Annotated in this window: 10 protein-coding genes and 1 pseudogene; 7 read left to right on the plus strand and 4 right to left on the minus strand. The window is 39.2% G+C overall.

From position 1 onward, the window contains the following. Positions 1–99: 99 nt before the first annotated feature. The 4 genes from AC1DCY_RS07595 to AC1DCY_RS07610 all read left to right on the plus strand — a co-directional run bounded on the left by AC1DCY_RS07595 (position 100) and on the right by AC1DCY_RS07610 (position 3,749). Positions 100–1,260, plus strand: a complete 1,161-nt coding sequence (locus AC1DCY_RS07595; protein WP_477348892.1) for an MFS transporter — start codon at positions 100–102, stop codon at positions 1,258–1,260. 22 nt (positions 1,261–1,282) lie between these two features. Continuing rightward, positions 1,283–2,356: an LLM class flavin-dependent oxidoreductase gene (locus tag AC1DCY_RS07600; protein ID WP_477348879.1), complete on the plus strand. Its 1,074-nt coding sequence runs from the start codon at positions 1,283–1,285 to the stop codon at positions 2,354–2,356. Between the two features lie 29 nt (positions 2,357–2,385). Next, positions 2,386–3,327, plus strand: coding sequence for an alpha/beta hydrolase (locus AC1DCY_RS07605; RefSeq protein WP_477348881.1), 942 nt, complete (start codon positions 2,386–2,388; stop codon positions 3,325–3,327). Positions 3,328–3,557: 230 nt separating this feature from the next. Then, positions 3,558–3,749, plus strand: a complete 192-nt coding sequence (locus AC1DCY_RS07610; RefSeq protein ID WP_049666523.1) for a hypothetical protein — start codon at positions 3,558–3,560, stop codon at positions 3,747–3,749. An 87-nt stretch (positions 3,750–3,836) separates the two neighbouring features. On the opposite strand, the gene AC1DCY_RS07615 is transcribed toward AC1DCY_RS07610, so the two are convergent. Then, positions 3,837–5,159, minus strand: a complete 1,323-nt coding sequence (locus AC1DCY_RS07615; protein ID WP_477348883.1) for a D-serine ammonia-lyase — start codon at positions 5,157–5,159, stop codon at positions 3,837–3,839. Beyond that, a complete protein-coding gene (locus tag AC1DCY_RS07620) occupies positions 5,149–5,622 on the minus strand; it encodes a YaiI/YqxD family protein (protein WP_477348885.1) in 474 nt (157 codons plus the stop codon). The genes AC1DCY_RS07615 and AC1DCY_RS07620 overlap by 11 nt, the downstream gene beginning before the upstream one ends. A gap of 187 nt (positions 5,623–5,809) precedes the next feature. On the opposite strand from AC1DCY_RS07620, the gene gdhA reads away from it, so the two are divergent. The 3 genes from gdhA (at position 5,810) to AC1DCY_RS07635 (ending at position 8,876) form a co-directional block, all read left to right on the plus strand. Beyond that, on the plus strand, positions 5,810–7,183 hold the full coding sequence (gdhA, locus tag AC1DCY_RS07625; protein ID WP_477348887.1) for an NADP-specific glutamate dehydrogenase: 1,374 nt from the start codon (positions 5,810–5,812) through the stop codon (positions 7,181–7,183). Between the two features lie 174 nt (positions 7,184–7,357). Then, the gene (locus AC1DCY_RS07630) at positions 7,358–8,044 is read left to right on the plus strand and encodes a phosphoribosylaminoimidazolesuccinocarboxamide synthase (protein ID WP_477348888.1); all 687 of its coding nucleotides are present in this window, start codon (positions 7,358–7,360) and stop codon (positions 8,042–8,044) included. A 178-nt stretch (positions 8,045–8,222) separates the two neighbouring features. After that, a complete protein-coding gene (locus AC1DCY_RS07635) occupies positions 8,223–8,876 on the plus strand; it encodes a Yip1 family protein (RefSeq protein ID WP_477348889.1) in 654 nt (217 codons plus the stop codon). Between the two features lie 54 nt (positions 8,877–8,930). On the opposite strand, the gene AC1DCY_RS07640 is transcribed toward AC1DCY_RS07635, so the two are convergent. Both AC1DCY_RS07640 and AC1DCY_RS07645 read right to left on the minus strand, forming a co-directional pair. Then, positions 8,931–10,133, minus strand: a complete 1,203-nt coding sequence (locus tag AC1DCY_RS07640) for an NAD(P)-dependent malic enzyme (RefSeq protein WP_477348890.1) — start codon at positions 10,131–10,133, stop codon at positions 8,931–8,933. A gap of 369 nt (positions 10,134–10,502) precedes the next feature. After that, positions 10,503–10,636, minus strand: a pseudogene (locus tag AC1DCY_RS07645) (IS30 family transposase); the annotation flags it as partial.

The following is a 10,636-nucleotide window of genomic DNA, read 5'->3' on the forward strand; positions in this document are numbered from 1 at the left end:
GGTATGTTATGATTAAAATCCAATACGAACGGAGGATATAGTGTGAACAATGATCTGAGACAAGAAGTTGATGCATCTGTGTTGAATCTACAACCTTCTATGTCTAGAACTGTAACTTTATTATTCGCAACAGCCTGCGGAATGTCTGTCGCCAATATTTATTTCGCACAGCCGTTGCTTGATCAATTGTCTAATGAATTTACTATTGATCACTCGACAATAGGTGTTGTAATTACCATCACGCAGATCTTTTATGGGTTGGGCTTATTACTTCTGGTACCTCTTGGAGATTTACTAAACCAACGACGCTTGATTATCGGACAGATGCTATTATCCACAACGGCTTTGCTTATAGTTAGTACTGCTTCTTTTAGCGTGGTGCTTTTTACAGGTATGGCCTTAGTAGGTCTACTTGCAGTTGTGACGCAGACACTTGTGGCGTTTGCAGCAACTATGGCTTCCCCTACAGAACGTGGACGTGTTGTTGGCATTGTTACAAGCGGGATCGTCATTGGCATTCTGCTTGCTCGAACCTTCGCTGGTCTATTAACAGACCTTGCAGGATGGCGTTCCGTCTATCTAGTCTCTGCCGCCCTCATGCTTGTAATGGTTTGTATGTTTCTGAAGGTGTTACCAAAGGTGGAGCGTGAAGTAAAATCACTCCCCTATCATCAGCTAATTAAATCCGTGTTCACTCTGTTTATACAAGAAAGAACATTACGCATCCGCTCAGTTCTAGCCATGCTAATTTTTGCTGATTTCAGTATTTTGTGGACTTCACTTGTTCTACCACTTAGTGCCCCACCATTAGCTCTTTCACATAGTGTAATTGGCGCATTTGGTCTCGTTGGAGTGGCTAGTGCATTAGCTGCAGCGCAGGCCGGGAAACTGGCCGATCGAGGTTACGGACAAAGAACGACAGGTATTGCTTTAGTTCTATTACTCATTTCATGGTTGTTTATCAACTATCTAGAACAGTCGTTATTGGCATTAATTGTAGGTATTGTGTTGCTTGATTTGGCCGTACAGGCAGTACATGTCACTAATCAGACGATGATTCTTCCATTACGTACAGAAGCACGGAGTCGACTTACCGCTGGATATATGATGTTTTATTCCATCGGCGGTGCTGGCGGCTCAATTGCTTCCACACAGATGTATGCACACTTTGGTTGGGGAGGGGTTTGTTTCCTCGGAGCTTTAATCAGTGCAATTGCCCTTATTTTTTGGGCTACGACTAAACGGTTAACAAAATATTAAATTTGATTAGGAGAGATAACAAATGGAAATAGGAATTACCTCTTTTGTAGAAACAAAACCAGATGTTCATAATGGTGAAGTGATTAGTCATGCACAACGTTTGCGTGACGTGGTTGAAGAAATCATTCTTGCAGACCAAGTGGGGCTGGATGTGTTTGGTGTTGGCGAGCACCATCGAGAAGATTATGCTGCATCCTCTCCAGCAATGGTGCTATCTGCCGCAGCTCCACAAACAAAAAAGATTCGGCTTACAAGTGCGGTAACAGTTCTATCCTCGGCTGATCCTGTACGTGTCTTTCAGGATTTTTCCACATTAGATGGGCTATCAAATGGGCGTGCTGAGATTATGGCAGGTCGTGGTTCCTTTATCGAATCCTTCCCCTTGTTTGGCTACAATTTAAATGATTATGATGAACTATTTGAGGAACATTTGGACTTACTCCTCAAGATTCGCGAGTCAGAAAAAGTAGTATGGGAAGGTAGACATCGACCAGCAATCAATAATTTAGGTGTGTATCCAAGACCTGTTCAAAACTCCTTACCTATATGGGTTGGTAGTGGAGGAAATCAACAATCTGCCATCCGTGCAGGACTTTTAGGATTACCACTTATGCTAGCAATCATTGGTGGCAGTCCAATGCAGTTTGCACCTATCGTACAGCTCTATAAAAAGGCAGCTGCTCAAGCAGGGCATGATCTATCAAAACTTCAGGTGGGATCTCATTCAATTGGTTTTGTTGGCCCGAATACTGAATGGGCAGCGGATACATTTTTCCCATCAACAAAGGCGGGCATGAATAAATTGGGCAAAGAACGGGGTTGGCGATATTATGATCGCTCTAGCTATGATGCTGCACGAAGTTTTGAAGGGGCATTATATGTAGGTGATCCAGATACAGTTGCTGAAAAAATCATCCATCTTCGTAAACATGTAGGCATTACACGTTTTATGCTGTACGTACCGTTAAGCACAATGCCACATGATCAAGTTATGCAAGCTATAGAATTGCTCGGAACAAAAGTGGCTCCTCGGGTACGTGAGGAAGTTGCCCAATGGGAGAAGGAAATGGCACTAGAAGGACATCCATTTCTTTAAGATATCATTATTTAACAGGAGGAATTTATATGACGATCAATAACCGAGTCTTACCAGAATTAAGACAGACTTACTCCCAATTCCCAGGTTTTCGGTTGGAAGAAGATTTAGAGTGGAGTCGAAGTCTCTTGTCCAACCCACCTTCGGAGAAGTCAGAACTTGTACACACATCAAATCGTATGATCCCCAGAGGTGATGGGGACGAGATGTTGGTAAAAATTTATGAACCTGTTGAACGAAATATTAAACAACTTCCAGCGATACTTTGGATTCATGGCGGTGGCTTCGTTATGGGACACCCTGATATGGATGATATTTTATGTGAACGCTTTGTTCAGACTGCTAATTGCGTTGTCGTTTCGGTTGATTATCGACTTGCTCCTGAGCATCCCTACCCGGCGGCAATAGAAGATTGTTATGCAGGGTTAGTATGGATGACAACCGAGGCAACTTCCCTTGGCATCGATGTCAAACGGGTGGCGATTGCAGGCGCAAGTGGTGGCGGTGGACTAACAGCAGCTCTATCATTAATGGCTCGTGATAAAGGAGGACCCTCAATTATATTCCAGATGCCACTGTATCCAATGCTTGATAACCGAAATGAAACACCTTCCAGCTACGAGATTACCGAGGATCATGCAATATGGAGTAGAACTAATAATTTGGCCGCTTGGGGTATGTACTTAGGTGAGGAAAAGGACACCCATGAGCTATCTCCGTATGCGGTCCCTTCAAGAGCAGATAACTTAGCAGGACTACCTCCAACTTATACATGTATAGGTCAACTCGATTTATTCCGAGATGAAACCATTGATTACGTGACACGTCTTGCCCAAGCAGGAGTTGATGTTGAATTCCAACTCTACCCTGGTAGCTTCCATTGCTTTGAAGTCTTTGTGCCAGATGCGGAAGTAAGTCAACGAGCTAGTCAGAATTATTTAGATGCTATGACACGCGCTCTATATTCTTAATATCGGATAGCCATAAACTTCAAAAGAAGCCCTCTCCCCTACTGACTGATTTGAAAAGTAGGACTGTACATGAGAACGATACACCTAAGTAAAATTACAATTTAGGCTAATACTTCACGGCAGAATAGACTGAATAATCTTTTACAGCCAGGATTATGAATATGAGTGCATTTTCAAAAGCTAAAAGTGTTATACTAATAAGCACGTTATAAATTGAGGAGTTAGACAGTATGAAATATTTTAAACCACAAATGCAGCAACTTGTGAAAGAAAACCGTGAATTACATGATCGCCTAAAAGAGTTAATGTCCGAAATGGATTTGCAAAAAAATTATGCTTTAAAAGCTCTATATCACGCTGAAGTAGCGGACGGTGGACGCTATCAGCAAGATTATCAAGCGTTGGACTATTTATATAAATAACTTTAATAGTAATAAACGCAAGAATGTTGATTCCGACAGCATTCTTGCGTTTTCTCATTACCTAACTACCTTAATCTTTAATTCTTGCTACTTCATTACCTTTGCCATGTATTCCTCACGCATTTCCACCGGCACCATACTTCCACCTGTTGCCCATACAAGATGGGTAGCTTGCTCCATCTTATCAACTAAATCATGCTTTTCTAAATAACTTTGTCCATTTTTCATTAACTGAATCGGTCCGAACATCCCTGCATGCGCAGATGGCTCTAAAAATAGACCTTCCGAATCCATCGCTAAACCGAGCGACGTAAATAATTCTTCATCTTTCACTGTATAACAACCGCTCACATAAGTTTCCATCACTTTCCCAACAAATTTTGACGCACGACCAACAGCAAGGCCATCCGCTTCGGTTTTATTATTAAGGCCGATATCTTCTACACTGATTTCATCATGTAAACCTGTCATTAAGCCAATTGTCATACAAGGGGATGCTACGGGCTCAGCGAAGAAGATATGGGCATGCTCGCCAAAAATTTCACGTATGCCGTACGCAACTCCCCCCGGTCCTCCACCTACACCACACGGCAAATATACGAACAATGGATGGGCTTCACCCACAGTAATGTTCGTCTTTTCAAACTGTGCTTTTAAACGCTTCGCTGCCACTGCATAGCCGGCAAATAAGTCCTTCGAATTTTCATCATCAATGAAATGACACATAGGATCTTGTTCAGCCTCTCGACGACCTTGTTCTACAGCAACGCTATAATCAGCTTCATATTCAATAACTGTTGCACCTTTTTCACGCAGCAATGCTTTTTTCCACTCTTTTGCATCACTCGACATATGTACAACGACATTAAAGCCGAGTTTTTTGCCCATAATGCCGATACTCAATCCCAAATTACCCGTAGAACCTACGGCAATTGTGTATTGCTGGAAGAACGATTGAAAGTCCTCTGTTGCCAACACTGCATAACTATCCTCTTTTGTTAGCTTGCCACTAGCGATTGCAAGTCGTTCTGCATGTCTTAATACTTCAAAAATACCACCACGGGCTTTAATAGAGCCGGAAATTGGCAAAGCATGATCGCATTTTAAGATAAATTGGCCTGGTATTAAAACATCAAATTCCTTTTCAAGAGCTTTCTTCATCGATGGGATTTCTTGTAAAGATGATTCAATAAGTCCTTTGCTTTCCACAAGCTCTGGAAATGCTAAAATTAAATAGGAAGAAAAGCGTTTAAGTGTTTCTTCTGCCTCCTCAACTTCCTCCATCGAAAAAAGATTTGTTTGCGCCTTTTTTTCTCGATTTGTATTTTCCCAAAGTACAGTATCATGGTTTGCTAAATCATTTAGTCTTGGAAATTGAATAAATAGTTCGTGTTTAAGCTCATTTTTCATCTTTAGTATCCTCCATTTTTTGAGCTGAAATCGCTCGTTCACAAATTTGTCGAAATTTCAATTCGAATGAAATATTGTTTTCTTGAGTTCGCTTTTTAGGCCCTTTCGTACGTCCTCCAGCACGTCTAATTTTCTGTCCAACATGGCGCATATCGAGCAAACGTTCGATGTTTTCATTGGACATCTCTCGCCCATTTTGATCGATCGGATAACCTCCTCTTGCCAAAACCATAGCTGCTAAACCGTAATCCTGTGTAATGACAATATCATGCTTTGAAAGCGCATTCACTAGCGTAAAATCAACCGAATCTGGACCCTTAGGAACAATAATTGTTATTACATTATCACGTTCAACACGGTGGGATGTATCGCAAAACAAGATTGTTTCAATCTCAAACTCAGATGATATAGATAGCGCTAAATCCACGACTGGACAGGCATCAGCGTCAATTAAAACCTTCACAATAAAGCATCATTCCTTTCTCATAATTAGATAGATCACTCATCACGTTATTATTTCAATATAATAAAAACTCACCTCCATTTGTTCAATTTTTCACAAACTTAAGACTGTTGGAAAAAGTATTTTATTGAATAGTGCGAAAAATAGATATACGATACAAATATCAAATAACTGGAGGTTTTTTACTATGACAACTACAACTGTAAGCAACGAACAATTAGCGAAAGAATACGTTGATGGTGTATTCGAGCAACTAAAACAACAAAACAGTTATCAAGCGGAGTTCTTACAAGCAGCTGAAGAAATTTTCATTTCATTAGTGCCTGTATTTGCACAACACCCTGAATATATTAAAGCCAATATCTTATCTCGTATCGTTGAGCCAGATCGTATCATTTCCTTCCGTGTAGCTTGGCAAGATGATAACAATCAAGTTCAAGTAAACCGTGGTTACCGTGTGCAATACAGCAACGTAATGGGCCCATACAAAGGCGGTCTTCGCTTCCATCCTTCCGTAAATGAATCAATTATCAAATTTTTAGGCTTTGAACAAATCTTTAAAAATGCTTTAACAGGCCAACCAATCGGTGGTGGTAAAGGTGGATCAAACTTCGATCCTAAAGGTAAATCAGATTCGGAAATCATGCGCTTCTGTCAAGCATTCATGACTGAATTATACCGCCATATTGGTCCAGATGTCGATGTTCCTGCTGGTGATATCGGTGTTGGAGCTCGTGAAGTAGGATACTTATGGGGTCAATATAAGCGTTTAACAAAAGCAAACGAATCTGGTGTATTAACAGGTAAAACTCCTGGTTATGGTGGTTCTTTAGCCCGTAAAGAGGCAACTGGTTATGGTACTGTATATTTTGTAAATGAAATGCTAAAAGATGTCAACGATTCATTCGAAGGTAAAACAGTTGTAGTTTCTGGTTCTGGTAACGTTTCAACATATGCTATCGAAAAAGCACAAGCTTACGGCGCGAAAGTTGTTGCTTGCTCTGACTCTTCAGGTTTTGTTTACGATCCAGAAGGTTTAGACCTTGATGCAATTAAAGAAATTAAAGAAGTAAAAGGCGATCGTATCTCCACTTACTTAAACTATCGTCCAAATGCTACATTTACAGAAGGCTGCACTGGTATCTGGACGATCCCTTGTGACATCGCACTTCCATGTGCTACTCAAAATGAAATTAATGGCGATTCAGCCCGTACTTTAATCTCTAACGGTGTAAAAGCTATTGCTGAAGGTGCAAACATGCCATCAGATCTTGAAGCAATTAACGAATTCTTAAATGCAGGCGTACTATTCGGACCTGCTAAAGCGGCTAACGCTGGAGGAGTTGCTGTATCTGCTCTTGAAATGGCGCAAGATTCAAGTCGCGTATTCTGGTCATTTGAAAAAGTAGATGCTAAATTACATGAAATTATGAAAAACATTTATGCGGACAGTAAAGCAGCTGCCGAAAAATATGGTTACCCTGGGAACCTTGTAGTTGGCGCGAACATCGCTGGCTTCGTTAAAGTTGCTGATGGCATGCTAGCTGAAGGTGTTTATTAATAACAATTAACCTACCCTAAGATGATAACGAATATTCGTTATCATCTTGTTTTTTATTAGATACGAAGTTAAAAAACGCGAAAAATATCATTTAAAACGAACATTTTTACTATTAATTATTCAAAACATTCGTGTTATAATGATGTAGTACTATGAAATATTGGAGGGTTTTTTGTGGAATTATTGTATACAGGTAAAACGAAAAATGTGTTTCAATTAGAAGATGGTCATTACTTATTAAAATTTAAAGATGATGTAACTGGAGAGAACGGCGTATTCGACCCAGGTGCTAATACTGTTGGATTAACAATCGACGGTGCTGGATTAGCTGGACTTCGCTTAACTTCTTATTTCTACTCAAAACTAAACGAACAAGGTGTTCCTACTCACTACGTTGATGCAAACTTCAACGATGCAACAATGACGGTAAAACCAGCAACTGTTTTCGGTAAAGGTTTAGAGGTCATTTGCCGCTTCAAGGCAGTAGGCTCTTTCCTACGTCGCTATGGTGCTTACGTTAAAGAAGGACAAGACTTAGATTCTTTTGTAGAAGTTACCATCAAAGATGACGATCGACTAGATCCTCCTATTTCTGAAGATGCTTTAGCCATGTTAAACCTGTTAACTCACGAAGAATACGCAATTTTAAAACAACGCACAATCGAAATTGCTAAATTTGTTGCTGCAGAGCTTGCAAAAAAAGGATTAACACTTTATGATATTAAATTAGAGTTTGGCCGCGATGCTAAAACAAATGAAATTTTATTAATAGATGAAATTTCGGGTGGTAATATGCGCGCTTACAAAGGCGAACAATACATAGAACCATTAGAGCTTGAAAAAATTATGTTAGCTGAATAAAAAATCCATTCTATTAATATGTCATGTCTGACTAGATACGAGTAATAAAGAGTCGCATTCTTGCGGCTCTTTTTTGTTGCTAAGATGTTTTTTACTTTCTTATGAAACTTTTCATTGGATCACTCGTATACTAATTATACGCATAATGAATTTATACTATTATTTTGGAGGTAATTTAATGGATGACTTTAATGAAACATCACGAGAAAGGCTAAAGGTTAATCCATTTTTGTCTATTTGGTTGCATCCAAAGCAAACAACCCGTTACATGATAGATGAAAAATCAATAGGTTTTGCGATTCTTCTCATGTCAATTGGTTATATTGGTGTTACGCTTTCAGATATTATTGATAAGATAACTTTTATAGACTGGTCTCCTTGGCTTATCGTACTACTTTGCGTTATTCTATCACCTATTTCAGGGATAATTGGTACGGCTTTTGCTGCACTAATCACTTGGCTGTTCGGTAAACTTTTTAAAGGAACTGGTACGTATTCAGACTTATTCAAAGGGCTAAGTTTAACTGCTATTCCATATATAGTACTTATTCCTTTTTATTTAATTTGGTTATTTACATCACCAGAGTCTTTAATGGATCCTGACTTCGCTGGTCCTTACCCTTGGATTTTTTGGCTTGCCACTTTATTAACGTTTGTGGTTGTCATTTGGAACGTTGTTATTACAGTAGGAATTGTTGCAGAAGCACATCAAATATCCAATTGGATGGCTTTCTTTACACTTTTAATTCCAACCATTTTTTCCCTTTTCTTAATCATTATTCTGATTATTGTTCTCTTTTTGATTTTCGGCATATTTATCGGTTCGATGTAAAAAAAATCTCCCCTCTCTATGAGAGCGGGAGATTTTTTTAGATTCATATTCATATTAAATAGAAAGGACTGTATTTTGTTGGAATAGCTCCGACACACCTGACTCAACAGCTGCACCACTGACAGCTTGTGAAACAATTTCAACAACCCGCTCATCTAATGATTTAGGTACAATATATTCCTCCGTTAATTCCTCATCACTTACAAGAGCGGCTATTGCTTCCACTGCGGCTATTTTCATTGCCTCATTAATATCTGTTGCTCGAACATCCAACGCCCCACGGAAAATACCAGGGAAAGCAAGCACATTGTTAATTTGGTTTGGATAATCGGAGCGCCCTGTCCCCATAATACGTACACCCCATGCTTTGGCATTTTCATACGTAATTTCAGGATTTGGATTTGCTAGAGCAAACACGACTGGATCTTCATTCATTGAAGCAATATGTGCTTCTGTTAATAAATTGGCAACTGATACACCGATAAAGACGTCAGCACCTTTAATGGCATCATCCAATGTTCCATGTAATTTTTCTGGATTTGTTAAATGGGCCACCGTTTCTTTAATTGGATTCATACCTTCAGCGCGACCTTCATAGATGATACCTTTTGTATCGCACATATAAATATTTTTATAGCCCATTTGCACAAGGATACGCAAAATAGCAATACCCGCTGCTCCTGCACCATTAATTACAACCTTCATCGTTGCCACATCTTTTTTCACAATACGATTGGCATTAATCATCCCTGCACCTACTACAATCGCCGTTCCATGCTGATCGTCATGGAATACAGGAATATCACATTCTTGGCGCAGACGATCTTCAATTTCAAAGCATCTTGGTGCTGAAATATCTTCTAAATTGACAGCTCCAAAAGTGGGAGCAAGCGCCTTCACAATGTTGACGATTTCATCCGTATTCTTCGTATCTAAACAAATAGGAAAAGCATCCACATTGGCAAAGCGCTTTAATAAAATGGCCTTCCCCTCCATTACCGGTAATGCCGCCTTCGGACCAATATCCCCCAACCCTAATACCGCAGTACCATCCGAAACAACCGCTACCATGTTTCCTTTCATTGTATAGTCGTAAACAAGTGATGGATTTCTTTCAATCTCTATACAAGGCGCAGCTACTCCTGGCGAATACGCAAGACTTAGATCATATGAATCTTGTACAGGTACTTTAGAAATCACCTCTAATTTCCCACTATAATACTCGTGCATTTCTAAAGCCTTTTTCATAATATCCATTCAATCCCATCCTTTTCTTTTGAATTATTATATATTCCAGAATCATAATACTTTGTGAAAGTAAAGTCAACGAATTTTCTGTCAATTTTAAATTTTCTAAGAAATAGAGCCATTCATTATCTTTTTAATCACTTCTTCGTTTTGTTATTAACTTCACAATCAATTATGTTAATATAACAATGACATCGGTTTGCTTTGTAAAAAATGTACAAATACCGGCATTAAGCCTGTTCAACTTTTCACATAGTATTTTTCTTGTGTAAATGAGAAATTTTTCACAAACTAATGTAAGCGCATCCATCATTCCATCTGGTTTCGTCACATTTTCTTCACATTTTTTCACAAAGTTTTTTATTATTTGATGATTTGTCAAATTAAGTGCAACAATTGCTCATTAAAAGCCTCGTTTGCAGTTTTCCAACCAAGACATTTTCTTGGTCGGTTGTTGATATAGTTTAATGATTCTGTTAGTTCTTCTGGTGATACTTCTTCGAAATTTGTTT

This window comes from Lysinibacillus sp. 10T31, from assembly GCF_056394365.1.